The organism is Xenorhabdus innexi (assembly GCF_002632485.1).
GTDB lineage: Bacteria > Pseudomonadota > Gammaproteobacteria > Enterobacterales > Enterobacteriaceae > Xenorhabdus > Xenorhabdus innexi.
This window is the reverse complement of record NZ_NIBU01000004.1, coordinates 21,340-37,666: the sequence shown is the minus strand read 5'-3', so window position 1 is coordinate 37,666 and position 16,327 is coordinate 21,340. Positions and strand designations below refer to the sequence as shown.

General features: G+C 40.0%; 16 protein-coding genes and 1 pseudogene. 9 read left to right on the top strand and 8 right to left on the bottom strand.

Features of this window, described 5'->3' with window-relative positions; genetic code table 11:
* Nucleotides 1–108: 108 nt before the first annotated feature.
* On the bottom strand, nt 109–786 hold the full coding sequence (locus tag Xinn_RS02650) for a transglycosylase SLT domain-containing protein (RefSeq protein WP_422645993.1): 678 nt from the start codon (nt 784–786) through the stop codon (nt 109–111).
* A gap of 292 nt (nt 787–1,078) precedes the next feature.
* Between Xinn_RS02650 and Xinn_RS02645 the strand changes: the two genes are divergently transcribed.
* From Xinn_RS02645 to Xinn_RS02625, 5 genes are all read left to right on the top strand, one after another.
* Nucleotides 1,079–1,993, top strand: coding sequence for a metal ABC transporter substrate-binding protein (locus tag Xinn_RS02645; protein ID WP_086953408.1), 915 nt, complete (start codon nt 1,079–1,081; stop codon nt 1,991–1,993).
* Nucleotides 1,990–2,889: a manganese/iron ABC transporter ATP-binding protein gene (locus Xinn_RS02640; RefSeq protein ID WP_086953409.1), complete on the top strand. Its 900-nt coding sequence runs from the start codon at nt 1,990–1,992 to the stop codon at nt 2,887–2,889. Before Xinn_RS02645 ends, Xinn_RS02640 begins: the two co-directional genes overlap by 4 nt.
* A complete protein-coding gene (locus Xinn_RS02635) occupies nt 2,886–3,761 on the top strand; it encodes a metal ABC transporter permease (RefSeq protein ID WP_086953410.1) in 876 nt (291 codons plus the stop codon). The genes Xinn_RS02640 and Xinn_RS02635 overlap by 4 nt, the downstream gene beginning before the upstream one ends.
* Nucleotides 3,758–4,633, top strand: coding sequence for a metal ABC transporter permease (locus tag Xinn_RS02630; RefSeq protein WP_086953411.1), 876 nt, complete (start codon nt 3,758–3,760; stop codon nt 4,631–4,633). Before Xinn_RS02635 ends, Xinn_RS02630 begins: the two co-directional genes overlap by 4 nt.
* 138 nt (nt 4,634–4,771) lie before the next feature.
* Nucleotides 4,772–5,635: a fructosamine kinase family protein gene (locus Xinn_RS02625; RefSeq protein ID WP_086953412.1), complete on the top strand. Its 864-nt coding sequence runs from the start codon at nt 4,772–4,774 to the stop codon at nt 5,633–5,635.
* Between the two features lie 21 nt (nt 5,636–5,656).
* Here the strand turns inward: Xinn_RS02625 and Xinn_RS02620 are convergent, their stop codons facing one another.
* Nucleotides 5,657–6,199: a YniB family protein gene (locus tag Xinn_RS02620; protein ID WP_086953413.1), complete on the bottom strand. Its 543-nt coding sequence runs from the start codon at nt 6,197–6,199 to the stop codon at nt 5,657–5,659.
* Nucleotides 6,200–6,915: 716 nt separating this feature from the next.
* On the opposite strand from Xinn_RS02620, the gene Xinn_RS02615 reads away from it, so the two are divergent.
* The gene (locus tag Xinn_RS02615) at nt 6,916–7,428 is read left to right on the top strand and encodes a hypothetical protein (RefSeq protein WP_086953414.1); all 513 of its coding nucleotides are present in this window, start codon (nt 6,916–6,918) and stop codon (nt 7,426–7,428) included.
* 80 nt (nt 7,429–7,508) lie between these two features.
* On the opposite strand, the gene Xinn_RS02610 is transcribed toward Xinn_RS02615, so the two are convergent.
* On the bottom strand, nt 7,509–7,829 hold the full coding sequence (locus tag Xinn_RS02610) for a phage tail fiber protein (protein ID WP_086953415.1): 321 nt from the start codon (nt 7,827–7,829) through the stop codon (nt 7,509–7,511).
* A gap of 113 nt (nt 7,830–7,942) precedes the next feature.
* Here Xinn_RS02610 and Xinn_RS23250 point away from each other — a divergent pair.
* From Xinn_RS23250 to Xinn_RS02595, 3 genes and pseudogenes are all read left to right on the top strand, one after another.
* Nucleotides 7,943–8,038: pseudogene (locus tag Xinn_RS23250) on the top strand (IS630 transposase-related protein); the annotation flags it as partial.
* 234 nt (nt 8,039–8,272) lie between these two features.
* Nucleotides 8,273–8,866, top strand: coding sequence for a metal-dependent hydrolase (locus Xinn_RS02600; RefSeq protein WP_086953416.1), 594 nt, complete (start codon nt 8,273–8,275; stop codon nt 8,864–8,866).
* A gap of 435 nt (nt 8,867–9,301) precedes the next feature.
* Nucleotides 9,302–10,669: an L-cystine transporter gene (locus Xinn_RS02595; protein ID WP_086953417.1), complete on the top strand. Its 1,368-nt coding sequence runs from the start codon at nt 9,302–9,304 to the stop codon at nt 10,667–10,669.
* A gap of 101 nt (nt 10,670–10,770) precedes the next feature.
* On the opposite strand, the gene htpX is transcribed toward Xinn_RS02595, so the two are convergent.
* From htpX to Xinn_RS02570, 5 genes are all read right to left on the bottom strand, one after another.
* A complete protein-coding gene (htpX, locus tag Xinn_RS02590; RefSeq protein WP_086953418.1) occupies nt 10,771–11,655 on the bottom strand; it encodes a protease HtpX in 885 nt (294 codons plus the stop codon).
* 207 nt (nt 11,656–11,862) lie between these two features.
* Entirely contained in the window at nt 11,863–13,971 is a 2,109-nt protein-coding gene (gene prc, locus Xinn_RS02585; RefSeq protein WP_086953419.1) for a carboxy terminal-processing peptidase, read from the bottom strand.
* 19 nt (nt 13,972–13,990) lie between these two features.
* Nucleotides 13,991–14,704 carry an RNA chaperone ProQ gene (gene proQ, locus Xinn_RS02580; protein WP_086953420.1) on the bottom strand — a complete coding sequence of 238 codons (714 nt, stop codon included), beginning with the start codon at nt 14,702–14,704 and terminating at the stop codon, nt 13,991–13,993.
* A 95-nt stretch (nt 14,705–14,799) separates the two neighbouring features.
* Nucleotides 14,800–15,297 carry a GAF domain-containing protein gene (locus tag Xinn_RS02575; protein ID WP_086953421.1) on the bottom strand — a complete coding sequence of 166 codons (498 nt, stop codon included), beginning with the start codon at nt 15,295–15,297 and terminating at the stop codon, nt 14,800–14,802.
* A 614-nt stretch (nt 15,298–15,911) separates the two neighbouring features.
* A complete protein-coding gene (locus Xinn_RS02570; RefSeq protein WP_086953422.1) occupies nt 15,912–16,289 on the bottom strand; it encodes a YebY family protein in 378 nt (125 codons plus the stop codon).
* Nucleotides 16,290–16,327: the final 38 nt, after the last annotated feature.

Sequence of the window (16,327 nt, the reverse complement as noted above, 5' to 3'; positions counted from 1 at the left end):
TAGTTAACGGAATGAGAGTAATGAATGGTTATGTTTTTTACGAAAAAATCATAAAGTTTTCGTTAATGTTGCCAATACAATAAATATTCAGGTGAGCTGAAAATCACATTATTCTAAGGCACTGTAAGCATTTTTCACTTTCCATAAATAACGTGGTGCCTGTGGGGCAGGATGATTATTCTGGACATATTGATAAAATTCATCTGGTGTCATTCGGTTAATTTTATTAATTGCCAATTTACGATTTGAGTCAAATGTCCGCAATAATGCCCCTGCTCCATTAACATAGGCAACGATTGTGGCGTAATATAAAGTTTCAGGATTGATAATCCCATCTAAATGCTGTTTTTTCAAAATACTGATATAAGCAGTACCAAGATCAATATTTGTCTCAGGATCTTTCAATTCGCGCAGAGTTGGCTGCCCTGACTTTCCTTTCAAACGGTAAGCATCCCTACCTGCTGTAGAGGCTTTAATCTGCATTAATCCAACTGCATTGGATTTGCTGATAACTTCTGGACGGAAACCGGATTCCACCTGAATAATCGCCCTGATCAAAGTTTCATCTATTCCATAGCGTTTTGCAGCCTGTTCAATGAAATGATCAAAGGGTGATGCTCTTCTCTGGCGGTTCAATTTATTCTGCGAACCCAACGTGCCATCCCCGCTGAATATTCCTCTCGATATTGATTTGTTGTCATTCTTTACTTGCTGAGATTCCTGACTTGTACACCCGGCTAACAATATCATCAGAAAAATATGAGTATGAATAAACTTTAATCTCACGAAAAGTTCTCCTAAACTAAAATTAACCTTATAAAGCATATATAATTTTATGAGTAAAATGAAAATATTTTTATATATCTCATCAAAATAAATTGAGGTAGTTATATTCAATAAACTTCAAAAGACTAGACAACATGTTGTTTTTTTGTTCGCATAGTGATTTTATAAATCACAAAAATTCAGGCCAATCTGCAAAATTATCACCCATATCACCGTATCACCTTGACTTTACAAAGATGATATTGATAATCATTATCAATAATTACATGTATAACAAATAAGGCTTACAATAATGAACAAAAAACGCTCTTTTTCTGTCTTCCCGATACTCAGTATGGCTATTACCCTCTTTACTGTCACCTTATTTAGTCTGCAAGCCCACGCAGATAAAAAATTCAGGGTTGTTACTACATTTACCATTATTCAAGATATGGCTCAGAATGTCGCAGGAGATGCTGCAATTGTTGAATCGATTACAAAGCCCGGAGCAGAAATTCACGATTACCAACCCACTCCGAAAGATATCATTAAAGCAAAACGGGCAGATCTGATCCTCTGGAACGGGTTAAATTTAGAACGTTGGTTTGAGCGCTTTTTTGAAAATATGCAGGATATTCCCGTCGCTGTAATTACCGAAGGTATTACACCACTTCCGATCCGTGAGGGGCCTTATAATCAGAACCCTAACCCTCATGCGTGGATGTCTCCAAGTAACGCCCTTATTTATATTGAAAATATTCGTAAAGCTTTAGTCAAAAACGACCCGAAAAATGCAGATACTTATAACCGTAATGCCAAAATTTATGCCGATAAGATAGCAAAATTGGATGCGCCATTAAGAGAACGTCTTTCTCGTATTCCTGAAAATGAACGTTGGCTGGTAACCAGTGAAGGTGCTTTTAGCTATCTCACCCAAGACTATGGGTTCAAAGAAGTCTATTTATGGCCGATTAATGCCGAAGCGCAAGGTACACCACAGCAGGTTCGCCGTGTCATTGATACGATGATAAAACATAAAATCCCTGTTGTTTTCAGTGAAAGTACTGTTTCAGATAAGCCTGCAAAACAAGTCAGTAAAGAGACCGGTTCCCGCTATGGTGGCGTACTTTATGTTGATTCTCTCTCCACCGCAAAAGGCCCAGTTCCTACCTATATAGATCTGTTGAATATGACAGTCGATACTATTGCAAAAGGATTTAATCAATGAAAAACGCATCGTCATTATTTGAAAAACCACATTTATTAGTTGATAACGCGACTGTCACTTATAACAACGGCCATACTGCAATTTATGATGCTTGCTTTGATATCACGGGCGGTACCATATGTGCATTGGTAGGAATGAATGGCAGTGGAAAATCTACATTGTTCAAAACCATTATGGGGTTAGTTACGCCATCTCAGGGGAAAGTTAGCCTTAATGATCAATCCATCAAAACAGCACTGAAGCAGAATATCATTGCCTACGTTCCACAAACCGAAGATGTAGACTGGAACTTTCCGGTTCTGGTCTCTGATGTTGTGATGATGGGACGCTACGGGAAAATGGGTTTTCTTCGTAGGCCGAGCAAACTCGACCATCAAATCGTAAACCGTTCACTTGAGCGTGTCGGGTTGATTGAACTGCGTGACAGACAGATCGGTGAACTTTCCGGCGGGCAGAAAAAACGTGCATTTCTGGCGCGCGCACTGGCTCAGGAGGGAAAAGTCTTACTTTTAGATGAACCTTTTACCGGTGTCGATGTTAAAACCGAGAATGCCATCATTGATTTGCTTCGTGATCTGCGTGATGAAGGGCATTTAATTTTGGTATCAACACATAACCTCGGCAGTGTTCCCGAATTTTGTGACCATGTTATTTTGATCAATCGAACCGTTCTGGCCAGCGGCCCAACTGAAACCACATTCACCCAGAAGAATCTGGAGGTCACGTTTGGTGGTGTTTTACGTCATATCAATCTCTCTGGCCCCGAACTGCATGACGATGATGATCCCCGCTCCCTGACCGTTATTACAGATGACGAGCGCGCTGCTGTATTTTATGGTCATGACGGTCATGTTCCTCCACGACAAAGTCAAAAACAGAAGGACAGCCAGCCATGATGGAACTGTTGCTACAACCTTTTAATTATAACTATATGGTGAAAGCCATGTGGGTAAGTGCTATTGTCGGCGCTGTCTGTGCTTTTCTGTCAGCCTATTTAATGTTAAAAGGCTGGTCCCTGATGGGGGATGCTCTCTCCCACTCCGTAGTGCCCGGCGTTGCCGGTGCTTATGCTCTCGGTTTACCTTATGCGGGTGGTGCTTTTTTTACCGGTATGCTTGCGGCACTATCTATGACATTAGTACGTCACATCACACGATTACGTGAAGATGCCGTTATCGGGTTCATATTTTCCACTTTTTTCGCTGTTGGGTTATTGATCGTTTCTTTAAACCCAACGTCAGTCAATGTACAAACCATCATACTTGGCAATATTCTGGGCATCGCGGATGAAGATGTTTTACAGGTAGAAATTATTATTGCTGTCTCTTTTATTGTTTTGATGCTGCTCTGGAAAGACCTGCTGGTTGTGTTCTTTGATGAAAACCATGCCCGATCTATCGGGTTATCCCCGCTGCGCCTGAAAATTATTTTCTTCACCTTATTAAGCGCCTGCACTGTTGCTGCCTTACAGACTGTCGGGGCTATTCTGGTGATTGCAATGGTCGTGACTCCGGGAGCAACAGCATACCTGCTGACAGACCGTTTTAAGAATCTGCTTATCATTTCAGTTGCCATTGGTGCCTTAACCAGTTGTATAGGAGCTTACATAAGCTACTTCCTTAATGGTGCAACCGGGGGCGTTATTGTGACTTTGCAAACGCTGATTTTTCTGCTTGCTTTCTTCTTTGCACCTAAGCACGGCATGCTGGCCTCCCGCCAACGAGCCAGAAAAGAATCTCAGGCGCTTACTCAGGGAGGACACTCATGAATACAGTGATTGAGTTCATCATAGAACCTTTTATGCATGATTTTATGCAACGTGCCATTGTAGCCGCTATCGTTGTAGGCACTGTCTGCGCAGTCCTATCATGCTATTTAGTGTTAAAAGGCTGGTCATTAATGGGAGATGCCATTTCCCACGCGGTATTACCGGGAATTGTTCTGGCATTTGTTGCAGGTATACCACTTGCTATCGGCGCTTTCCTTTCCGGAATATTCTGCGCATTTGCCACCGGATACCTGAAAGAGCACAGCCGGGTTAAAGAAGATACCGTCATGGGTGTTGTTTTCTCTGGTATGTTTGCATTTGGTCTGGTGCTTTTTACCCGCATAGATACAGAACAACATTTGACCCATATTCTATTCGGCAGTATTCTCGGTATTACTCAAAATGAACTGATCCAAATAATGTGCATTGCAGGGTTTACTCTGGCGGCTATCCTTCTGAAACGTAAGGATTTTATGCTATATTGCTTCGACCCTAATCAGGCAAAAGTTGTTGGTCTGCCAGTGAAACTGCTGCACTATGGCTTATTGTCTCTTTTAGCTTTAACCATTGTTGCTTCATTACAAGCTGTTGGGATTATTCTGGTTATTGCAATGTTAATATCCCCCGGTATTATTGCCTTTATCTTATGCCGGAATTTTGAACGTATGATGATTGTTGCCGTAATAGCATCAGTCACATCCAGTGTTCTTGGTACAATAATCAGCTTCCACATTGATGGTGAAACGGGAGCATGCATTGTTATCATTCAGGCAATCTTTTTCGCATTTGCTGTTATTTTTGACCAAATAAAATTAGCCAGAAAAAAAATGCAGGGAAAACAGGCCAAAGATATATTATCCCCATTAGCGTGAGTCTTCAGTAAAACCAAATCAGGGGCCATATCTAATTTAAAAGTGCCCCTGCCAATCAAGATTTCAGTTTAAACCTGTTCAATCGCTGTATCTGTATGTAATATGAGCATAGCAATTGTCAACTTAATGAGGTGAGTCATGTGGCAAACTGTTAGCCATCTATTAAGTGAACATTTTGAAAAGGCAGAAATCCGTAACAAAACGGAATTATCAGGCGGAGATATTCACCGTTCTTGGTCTATTGAGTATGGTGATCAGCAGATCTTTGTTAAATCCAATACAAAAGAGATGTTGCCTATTTTTAAAACAGAAGCAGAACAACTGGAATTATTGGCTCGCAGCAACACAACCAAAGTCCCTGTGGTTTATGGTGTCGGGCATGACCGTAATCATAGTTTCCTTTTACTCGAATATCTTCCTATCAAACCCTTTGATGCTCACAACGCATACTGCTTTGGCCAACAGCTTGCCAGACTTCACCAATGGAATGAGCAGCCCAAATTTGGTTTTGATTTTGACAATATGCTTGGTACGACAATCCAGCCTAATGGGTGGCAGAAACGCTGGAATCAGTTTTATGCAGAAAAGCGTATTGGCTGGCAACTACAACTGGCATCAGATAATGGCATGGTATTCGGAAATATCGATACAATCGTCGAAAAAGTGAGTAACAAACTGCACTCTCATCAGCCTGAACCCTCTTTATTACATGGTGATTTATGGCCAACAAACTGTGCATCCCTAAATAACAGCGGTGTTGTTGCATTTGATCCTGCATGTTATTGGGGTGATCGTGAGTGTGATCTTGCTATGCTCCCTTTTTACCCTGAACTCCCTTTACAGGTTCTGGATGGCTATCAAAGTGTCTGGCCACTTCCGCCAGATTTCATTGAACGACAACCTCTCTATCAACTTTATTATTTATTAAATCGCTGTAACCTTTTTGGCGGAGAAAGCTTCATCACTGCACAAAGTATTATTGATAATATATTATCTGAATAACACTCACCGCCATATGTTACATCACCAACCTAATAATTTTGATAAAAAATAAGCAATTGCACCAACAATAACGGGTGATATATAAAGAGTAAATATTTGACTGAATAATGAGTGGCGCGGGAATTTAACCTTGGCTTCCAATTGCTCTTTAGTAACATCACTCTCTTTTGCTTTCTCAAGAATGACATGATCTTCAATCTGTTCCTTAATAAATTTGAATTGACGGTATATTCTCAAACCAGATGCACTCATCGCCAAACCCACAAACATTAAAAAATAGATGACTAAAAAACTAACATTTTCTCCGGTGATAACCGTCATATAATCCGGTGTCGGAGAATTCCGCCAGAAAAAATCTAAAAATGATGTATTGAACTTAATCACTTCAGCCATCATTTTTAAAAAATCATTCAGAACCGCATTGATACCCTCACCCTTAACCCCATGCAGGGATACTAAGTTAACCACTGAGACCAAAGTTGACAAAAAAGCGGGTACAAAAATAATCCATCCCAACAGCCGCTTCGTGATAGCAACATATCTTGCTTGCGAATACTTATACATGATAAATTATCCATTTAAAACAACTAGTTAGTATTATTTTAAGGTCTATAAAATTTAAATATAGACAAATTATGTACAAATGAAAAATGTACTCACTGGGGCATATAACAATCAATTTTACAACATTAGACAAGTGAAGTGGAGGTCGTCAAGGTGTGTACAGGAAAAGGAAATAATTACTATAGGATAACCCCGTATGTAGGAGAGGTGGAATTTTGCGATTTCAAATCGGGGAATTGGAAATTAAGCCCTTCATCACACAGTAAAGACCAAAGCCCGATTATCGGATATTGGATTTACCTCCCTCAATGCTGAAGAACCCAAAGTGAGGAATTCTAAATAATCAATGAGTTACGTAACTAACCTACAGTTATTGGGTCTGCCAAAGTATAACCAAACGCCAAATTTGTCTTCTGAATATATATCAATGAATTAAAGAGGAGGATTCTCCTGTTTAACGCAACTATTTGATTTTGCTTATTTCCGTCAGAGAACCGGAGATCGATGAAATCAGGGGCTATGAAATATCATTTATTTACTCACTATGTAAATAACATGGGTAAACTATTTTTAGCGTGTTGCTATGATGGGTCGCTATGCCGAGTATGAGTGTTTGTAGCCTATTTGTTGCTGATACGTAATCCCTACCTTTAATCTCTAGTAATTCATCAGTCAAATAACACACTAAAGCTGAAAATTTATTCAAGGAACCCGTTATGATTGGTAATGATGAAGATGATGAAATGACATTCGATGAACTCATTGATATTTTTCTATCAAATAAACACAGCATGGCAAGTGCAGAGAATTTTATCTCAGTACGAAAAAATAAAGACTTACAACGTGCCGCGAGACCTGAGGCTCTTTATTCTTTAGAGAAAACTGAAAAATATTTTTTAAGAAATTATATAACCAAAAACTTAAAACTCGCTGATGGAATATACATATTTGTTATTTCAACCGATGATCCACATACTATCCGCTGCGCTAAAAGCGCACGAGACCCTAATTATCATTGGTATGATTCAGTGGATGGACATACCTCAATAGGTTATAGAAGACCAGTCCGTTATGCGGGAACTTTAACATTTCGTCAAGGTGAATTATTATTTTGGTCAAACGCTAGTGGGCACTACAAACCTCCAGAGGAATTACGGTATTTGATGACACCATATGTTAGGCTCTTACTACCTGATTATAAATTTAAGCGCATTAACTTCAAGAAATGATAAGTAATCTTCATTAAGGCCCGTAATTCTCTGCTGGTTGATTGCACTACAATGGTATCAGCAACCCGCCCCTTTTCTGACTATTGCTCCTGCGGCTCAATATCAGCAACTGTCTCCGCCGCTGCCTTCTGCCGCTGGTTCCACACCGAGTTCGCCGGCATCTGGACACGGACGTCTAACCGGCAACCTTCGGGAATATCACAGGATTCCCCACCCTGATAGTAGACCTTCTCCCCGTCAATCAGGGCGTTGATGCGCTTGTTCTGAAAGCGCTCGGGTAAATGATTGTGCTGACGGTGGAACGTCTCAATGGTGATACTGCCGTCCTTGTTCACCTTGTCATCAATGTAGATAACCTGAATTCTGGATAAGAAATTGACGGGAGCCTGTTCCAGGAGCAAAGTTTTGGTGCATGCCGAAACAGCTCCGAGGAGGAACAGACTATGAACAACTTATAGCGGAATCATAATACTATGTCATAATACCTGAATTCCAATGATGAGGCAGGATTGAAATGGGTTACAGTCTGGATTTCCGAAAAAGAGTACTGGCATATAAAAACAAGCATGCGTTGACATTTGAGCAAACCAGCGACCACTTTGAGGTGTCTGGATTTAATATACCACTACAATTTGAAGCTTAGTGCTGATACATACCATACCAGCCACAAGGCAGAGCTATGCCTGTCAGGTCTATAGCAGGAAATACGGGTAACAGATAACTGCCTGATTTCTTATTTACCCCCTGTTCAACTTGTGCAAAACCTTCTATACTAGCGCACTGTATACATAAACAGCAATCAGTACCAATAACCAATATAACAGATAATCCAGTATAAATAATTATGACAGCAGAAGGGCATCTTCTCTTTTCAGTTGCCAGCCTTGTATTGGCTCACCAGCTAGAAATCACGCCAGAAATAGCACAGGGAGATTGGTTACACATGCTTCCCGGTGTACTTTTGGCTGCTTTATTACCAGATATTGACCATCCACATTCAACTTTAGGCAGACTATTCCGTTTTATTTCCATTCCTATCGCACGGCTTTGCGGGCACAGAGGGTTCACCCATAGCCTACTTGCGCTTGTCGTCGGTGTTGTGCTATTTCAGACTGAAATTCCCCCTGAATGGCCTGTACCAACTGATTTTTTCCATGCCATGATCATCGGTTATATCAGCCACTTGGTTGCAGACATGCTGACACCAGCAGGTATTCCTCTCTTATGGCCCCTAAAAACACGCTTCCGAATTCCTATATTGAGAGGAAAAGAGCGCAAAAAGGCAGAACGATTTATCGCCGTTTTAGTTGTCGTGATTGCTATTCTTATTCCACAGCATATCGATTTCTCATTTATGGACTATTTAGATAAGTTGCCATTCGATAAACTGCAACTCGACAAATTACACATCGATAAATTACAAAATTTGTACAAGTAAGTAATTGAGTCTATTTTTAATCAAATCATGGCCCTATTTTGACAATAGGGTCAATCAAAATCATAAATATTATTTCTTTATTTTCATTTATTAATTTCACTATCCAGTCGGCTAACTTTTTAATCATTCCTGTCATTTTGGATAAATAAACGTATATATTAATTAGATAAGACCATAAACTTTATCATCCATAAAACAATCTCTAAAGATACTGGTTAACCTTGAATGAAAATAAAAAAACATCACATAAATACATATAACCAATAGTGCTATATAGTGATAAATAATTATATTATATTCTCTAAAATTATAAGAAAGCAAATACTTATATTGATACCATAATTCTTTAATAAAATAATGGTAAAACTTTTCGCTATATCGCGCAGTGAATATATACCATACAAAAATATTTAGTCAGAATATTGGAGACTAGGGATGAATTTACCACTCATTATTAATGTGCTTATTTTTACAGCACTACTCGTTATTTTAGCAAAAACGAGTTCAGACCAATGGAGTCTGTCCAAAAAAGTTCTTATCGCCTTAGTTGTTGGTGTCTTTTTCGGGTTAGCACTGAATGTTATTTATGGTGCACATAATCCGATCGTGAAAGAATCAATTAAATGGTTCAATATTGTCGGCAATGGTTATGTGCAATTGTTACAAATGGTCATTATGCCATTAGTCTTTGCCTCTATACTGAGTGCAGTTGCACGTCTGCATAAAGCATCTTCCTTAGGCAAAATCAGTTTGCTGACTATTGGTACTTTACTGCTGACCACCGCTATTTCTGCTTTAATCAGTGTTGTTATTGCCGATATGTTTGGGCTGACCGCTGCTGGATTAATTCAGGGAACACAGGAAACAGCACGCCTGTCAGCAATCGAGACAAACTATATTAACCGGGTTTCAGACCTGAGCGTGCCGCAACTAATTCTCTCTTTTATTCCTAAGAACCCATTTGCAGATCTTACCGGAGCAAATCCGACTTCAATCATCAGTGTAGTAATCTTTGCAACATTTTTAGGAATTGCAGCTCTGCAAATGATGAAAGATGATCGTGAACGTGGTGAACGTGCTCTTATCGCGATTGATACGATGCAGGCATGGGCAATGAAACTGGTCAGACTGGTTATGCGCCTTACCCCATACGGAGTAATGGCATTAATGACAAAAGTCGTTGCCAGTTCTAATATTCACGATATTGCCCAATTAGGTAACTTTGTTGTTGCTTCCTATATTGCTTTAGGTTTGATGTTTGTTGTACACGGCATTTTTTTAGCTATAACAGGCATAAACCCGCTCAAATTCTTTAAAAAAGCAGCCCCTGCTCTGACATTCGCTTTTACTAGCCGCTCAAGTGCTGCCAGTATTCCGTTAAATGTGGAAACACAAACTCGTCGTCTTGGTGTTCCTGAATCTATAGCCAGTTTTTCCGCTTCATTCGGTGCGACTATCGGCCAAAATGGTTGTGCAGGGATTTATCCCGCTATGCTGGCAGCTATGATTGCCCCAACCGTAGGTATTGATCCTTTTGACCCTCTGTGGATTGCGACTCTCGTTGGAATTGTGACTATCAGCTCTGCGGGCGTTGCGGGCGTTGGTGGCGGTGCTACGTTTGCCGCACTTATTGTTCTGCCGGCAATGGGGTTACCTGTCACTCTGGTCGCTTTATTAATCTCGGTCGAACCACTTATTGATATGGGTCGTACTGCGTTAAATGTTAACGGAGCTATGACTGCCGGTACTATTACCAGCCAATTGATGGGTAAAACTGATAAAAAGATATTTAATCAGGATTAAACAATCTGATGGTAAAAAAGCCGGAATTTATAATAAATTCCGGCTTTTTTCATTTTATTTTTTAACTGCTCACTCTCAGCATAGATAAGAGCCTGACAGTATTATTTAATATATTCACCATTACGCAGTGCTTCGATACGTTTATCCAATGGTGGGTGAGATAAGAATAACTCACTAAAACTCTTTGACTTACCATTGATACAAAACGCCATCATACTGCCTTCTTCCTGAGGCTCATAACTCGTTTTAAGACGTTGCAATGCTGCAATCATCTTCTCACGTCCGACAAGTTTTGCGGACCCTGCATCTGCGTGAAATTCACGGTAACGTGAAAACCACATGGTGATAATACTTGCCAGAATACCAAACACAATTTCCAGAACCATGGAAAGGATCATATAAACAATAGGATTACCGTTACTACTGCTTTCGCTCTCATCGTCACTGTTGGACAGGAAACTTGCAGCCGCTTGTGCAATGATACGTGAAATAAAGATAACGAATGTATTTACAATCCCTTGCAGTAACGTCATTGTTACCATGTCACCATTAGCGATGTGACTGATTTCATGAGCAATAACAGCTTCAGCTTCATCACGGCTCATATTATTCAGCAAGCCCGTGCTCACAGCAACTAAAGACGCATTACGGCGTGCTCCTGTGGCGAATGCGTTAATATCCGGTGCATCATAAACAGCAACCTGTGGCATAGTGATACCAACCTGATCAGACTGACGGCGAACAGTTTCCATCAGCCAAAATTCCATTTCGTTAGACGGTTTTTCAATAACCTGACCACCAACAGAGCGTAATGCCATCCATTTTGACATTAATAAAGAAATAAATGCACCACCAAAACCAAACAAACCAGCCATAATCATGAGGCCAGCAACACTACTGCGCTGTACTCCCGTAAGTGAAAGTATTATCCCAAACACTACCATGACAGCGAGGTTAGTGAGCAGGAACAAGGCAATTCTCATCATATAAATTTGCTTCCTTTAATAATCAGACAGTTCAACAAAAAGTAAATCATAAGATGGGGACTAAGGCCATATTATTCAATTTTTTTAAGATGTTAAGCGATAAAATCAACATAACTTTACAATTTTACATAAGATCCGGCCAAGTCTGCAAAAGTAAAAAACCGACTATAAAAGCCGGTTTTTTATTCGAAATAAAACTCAGAATGACTACTTTTTATGAGTCATTTCAGCTGACTGATGAGCCAAATCCAGAGCAATCTGTACCGATTCATCTAAATAAGGATCGGGACCCTTATAATCTTTCGCTAAATCATCCAGTGACAAAAGTGGTTTTTTGCCTTCTCGTTTGAAACGCTCATTGATACGATTTAGCTTAATCGCTTCATACTCTTTATTTTCTTTCTCTCGCTCTGCATAGTTTAATGAATAAACACCATGACGAGCTTTTAGCAGCTTATAGTAGGCAATATCCTGATCAATATATTTAAACTCAGGATTATTAGCGATACGCTGACGATACAGTTTGGTTAATGATGGTACTAATTCTGAAATATTCTTTGAGAAAGAATAAGTTGCGGGCTGAATGCTATCCCAAGGCAAAGCATTATCTTCCTGACTTTCACCTATATCCGCAGGTTCTTCACCTGTAGGCATAAGAATATCAGGTGTTACACCTTTAAGCTGAGTGCTGCCACCATTTACCCGGTAAAACTTCTGAATGGTATATTGCACTGAACCAATTGCAGGCCAGTCAGGGCTCAGCATTTGATCATAAATACGATTCAGAGAACGATATTGCTGAACCGTTCCTTTACCAAAAGTAGGCTCACCAACAATTAAACCACGCCCATAATCCTGCATAGCCGCCGCAAAAATTTCAGAGGCGGAAGCACTCAGATTGTTAACTAAAACAACCAAAGGGCCTTTATAATATATCGCTTCATCAGTATCTGAATCTTCTTTAATCCGACCTGTATTATCCCGGATCTGTACAATCGGGCCGGTTTTGATGAATAAGCCAGAAAGCGAAACAGCTTCTGTCAGCGCCCCACCACCATTACCGCGTAAATCAATAACAATGGCAGAAACATTTTGTTTGGTCAGCTTTTGCAGCTGTACTTTTACATCGTTAGTCAAACCAACATAAAAGCTCGGAATATCAAGAACTCCAACTTTTTCTTTACCAACAGTTCTAACTGACATTTTGACAGCGTTGTCTTCGAGGCGAATATTTTCACGGGTTAAAGTGATAATATGATTTTTTGCCCCTTTTGCACTTGGGATAATTTCAAGGCGTACTTTACTGCCTTTCGGCCCCTTAATCAGAGCAACAACATCGTCCAAGCGCCAGCCAACAACATCTACAACAGGTTTACCTGCCTGCCCCACGCCAATAATTTTATCGCCGATTTTGAGCAAATTACTTTTGGCGGCTGGGCCTCCCGCTACAAGTGAGCGGACAGTGACATATTCATCATCATACTGTAAAACAGCACCGATACCTTCAAGTGAAAGGCTCATTTCTGAATTGAACTGCTCTGTATCACGAGGTGAAAGGTAACTAGTATGAGGATCTATTTCACGAGCAAAAGCCATCATTATGATTCGAAAAACATCTTCACTTTTACTCTGAGTCAAATGTTTCAGCAAAGTCCTATAACGTTTTGTCAGTGTTTCCTTAATCTCTTTGTCATTTTTTCCTGACAGTTTAAGATTTATCCAGTCTGACTTAATCTTGGCATCCCAAAGATTATTTAATGCTTCAACACTTGTAGGCCATGGTGCTTTATCACGTTCAGTTTCTAACTTATCATTGCCATCTAAGTAGATAGGCTGCTCTAACCTGGAAAGAGCATATTGATAGCGTTCAAAACGACGCTTTTGCTGCAAATTAAATAATGCATATGGAAGGTGTAAATCCCCATTTTCAAGCTCTTTACCTAAGAGCCCTTTCTGGGAAGAAAATTGCGAGATATCTGATGCCAAAAAAACATTATGCCCATAATCCAGCATATTTAAGTAACGATCAAAGATCTTACCTGAGAAATCAGCATCAAGATTAAAATGGCGGTAATGAGAGCGGATAAAACGGGAGACAATCCGTTTACTCACTGTCACATGTTGTGGTTCCGGTTTTAGATCAGGTAACTGATTGATAGTAAAAGTAACTGACTGATTTCCAACCGTTGTTCCACCAGCAGGCACAGCTGCATTCGAAACATTACTGCTAGCAGTACCGTCATTGACAGTATCTGAATACCCTGTACCAGAAAATGATAGCCCTAAAACGAAAGCCAAAGTAATGAGTTTGTTCATGCCCAAGTTGGCCTCCGTATCAGAACTTTAAGTGTTCTGCGCGTACAATCATTGCCAGACCAGTAGGTAACTGCACTCTTACACCATCTTTTGCAATTTCCAGAACAGAAGCATCCATTAGGCTTTTACCTACATTTACTTTGATTGTCTGACCGATTTTCAAAGAGGATACATCTGTCACTGAGGTTAACTCAGGTTGTGCAATTTTTTTGGTAGTCTTATCTGCTGGTTTACGCGATTGTTGCGGACGCTCTTGCGAACGAGATGGGCGTTTATCATCTTTTTTACCTGATTCTGGACGGCGACGAGGCGCAGCCTTTTTATTTACAGGACGTTCGCTTTTCTTGTCAGATACGTTTTCTGTTTCACGTTTTTTGGCACGTTGTTCAGCCCGTTGAGCCTGTACACGAGCTTTAGCTTCCGCTAACTGCTGGCGCGCATGTTCAACATGTTCTGCTTCCAACTCACCACACGTATTGCCGTCAAGGTCAACACGCTGAGCACCTTCTTTTACACCATAAAGGTAACGCCAGCTGGAAGTATACAAGCGCAGAGCAGAACGGAGCTGTGTTTTACTTAAACACTCTTCGCCCTGAATACGTTCAACGATATCCTGAAAGATCCCGATTTTCAAAGGACGTGCTTCACCTTCTGCGGCGAAACATAACGGGAAACGCTCAGCCAAAAAAGCAATGACTTCTTTACTACTGTTCAACTTAGGTTGATTTTCCATGAAATTTCCTGATTACAACGGTTTTGCCAACCAGCGCAGGCATGAACAGGCGACATTATAATGGTGTTGCCGATAAATGCCACGTCATACATAATTTAAGTTACATTCTGTTGCAGATATTTTGGCACAACACATTGCCCCAAATGCTCACAAAGCCTGCTGACAAGCACTTTCAAGCCATGTTCATCGCATTCATCAAACCGATCAAAAACCGTGCTGTCGATATCGAGAACACCAATAATTTGCCCATTAATTTCCAAAGGAAGGACAATTTCAGCATTACTGGTTGCATCACAGGCTATATGACCGGGAAAAGCGTGTACATCTGAAATACGCTGGATACAATTCTTTTCTACAGCGGTTCCGCACACCCCTTTTCCTATAGGAATACGAACACAGGCAATTTTACCCTGAAATGGGCCTAAAACTAGGGTATCACCATCTACCAAGTAAAAGCCAACCCAATTAACATTATCCAAATGTTCATATAACAATGAACTTGTATTTGCAAGAGATGCGATGAGGTCATACTCGCCCGATAATAATGCTATCAAGCTATCTGACAAATTCTGATAGTGTTTATACTTATCCATATGTACCTATATAAAGTAGTCAAGAACAACAAATGAACAACAATAAATTAACGAGCAGGGATTGTTTCAAAGTTCTCAATCACTCCGATAAATCTTCTACTCCCCTGTACTCGCTGCCCCAGCATAATGCCCGAAGCTCAGAATTAGAGTTTTCTTTCAGGAATTTTACCAGCATACATTTTTAAAATTCAGTTAGTTATCACAGCTTATATCAGGAAATTACCTGATTTACAGTCAAAACCGCGCTCCCGCTCAAATTATTATCTGATATGTCTTCAAAAAGCGACTGACGGTTTATTAGAATTTTTGCGTTTATTTGTCACTACTTGCCCATTCAAAGTCTCTTGAATACATTATATAAGTCAGGTGAAAAATGATTTTGTGAAAAAAGAGTAAAATCATTCATTATTTATGGTAAGCATAATAAAAAAAGGCCGAGCTTATTCCTCAACCCGGCCTAGGGAAAATGGCTCTGTTAGAGAGCCGTGCGCTAAAATGCCATTGAGACGTAGAACAACTTACCTCTTATAGAGTAGTTGACACAGGATAATTTACCAAGTTTGGCTAGTTTATTAATACATTAATTGACATTTCATTCATATTAGAAATAAAAATCATTTCTCTTTTTTATCACTGAATTTATTACTATCTGACTTGTAATCACATAGAGCCATAGCTGCTTTTTGAAATGGTTCAATACTCATTTTCTGGTTACTATGTTCAGGGTCATCCAAAAGGATTGTATTTAGCGGTGTTGCTATCGCCTGACGGGTCTGCACAAGCTCTTCTGCTCGCTTATTAAGAGGGTATTGCATAAGCGTGCTGGGGTTGATCACGAACAATGCACCTCCTGAACGGCAATCAAGCATAACCTCTTCCCGAGTAAAAGCCCATTGTTTGCCGAACTGTAGCTTACTTACCGTTTGTATTGGAGCTGCTACTCCCTGAAAAGTAAAAAACAAAAAAGATAAAACACAAAATACTCGTTTCATTGTCATTCCCCGGATAAATACATGGCCCGAATTCTAAC

What these genes read in the sequence shown, in the direction of transcription:
- Xinn_RS02630 (WP_086953411.1), top strand. Translation starts at nt 3,758, where the DNA reads ATGAATACAGTGATTGAGTTCATCATAGAACCTTTTATGCATGATTTT.
- proQ (WP_086953420.1), bottom strand. Translation starts at nt 14,704, where the DNA reads ATGGAAAATCAACCTAAGTTGAACAGTAGTAAAGAAGTCATTGCTTTT.
- Xinn_RS02575 (WP_086953421.1), bottom strand. Translation starts at nt 15,297, where the DNA reads ATGGATAAGTATAAACACTATCAGAATTTGTCAGATAGCTTGATAGCA.
- prc (WP_086953419.1), bottom strand. Translation starts at nt 13,971, where the DNA reads ATGAACAAACTCATTACTTTGGCTTTCGTTTTAGGGCTATCATTTTCT.
- Xinn_RS02635 (WP_086953410.1), top strand. Translation starts at nt 2,886, where the DNA reads ATGATGGAACTGTTGCTACAACCTTTTAATTATAACTATATGGTGAAA.
- Xinn_RS02615 (WP_086953414.1), top strand. Translation starts at nt 6,916, where the DNA reads ATGATTGGTAATGATGAAGATGATGAAATGACATTCGATGAACTCATT.
- htpX (WP_086953418.1), bottom strand. Translation starts at nt 11,655, where the DNA reads ATGATGAGAATTGCCTTGTTCCTGCTCACTAACCTCGCTGTCATGGTA.
- Xinn_RS02640 (WP_086953409.1), top strand. Translation starts at nt 1,990, where the DNA reads ATGAAAAACGCATCGTCATTATTTGAAAAACCACATTTATTAGTTGAT.
- Xinn_RS02600 (WP_086953416.1), top strand. Translation starts at nt 8,273, where the DNA reads ATGACAGCAGAAGGGCATCTTCTCTTTTCAGTTGCCAGCCTTGTATTG.
- Xinn_RS02570 (WP_086953422.1), bottom strand. Translation starts at nt 16,289, where the DNA reads ATGAAACGAGTATTTTGTGTTTTATCTTTTTTGTTTTTTACTTTTCAG.
- Xinn_RS02625 (WP_086953412.1), top strand. Translation starts at nt 4,772, where the DNA reads ATGTGGCAAACTGTTAGCCATCTATTAAGTGAACATTTTGAAAAGGCA.
- Xinn_RS02620 (WP_086953413.1), bottom strand. Translation starts at nt 6,199, where the DNA reads ATGTATAAGTATTCGCAAGCAAGATATGTTGCTATCACGAAGCGGCTG.
- Xinn_RS02645 (WP_086953408.1), top strand. Translation starts at nt 1,079, where the DNA reads ATGAACAAAAAACGCTCTTTTTCTGTCTTCCCGATACTCAGTATGGCT.
- Xinn_RS02595 (WP_086953417.1), top strand. Translation starts at nt 9,302, where the DNA reads ATGAATTTACCACTCATTATTAATGTGCTTATTTTTACAGCACTACTC.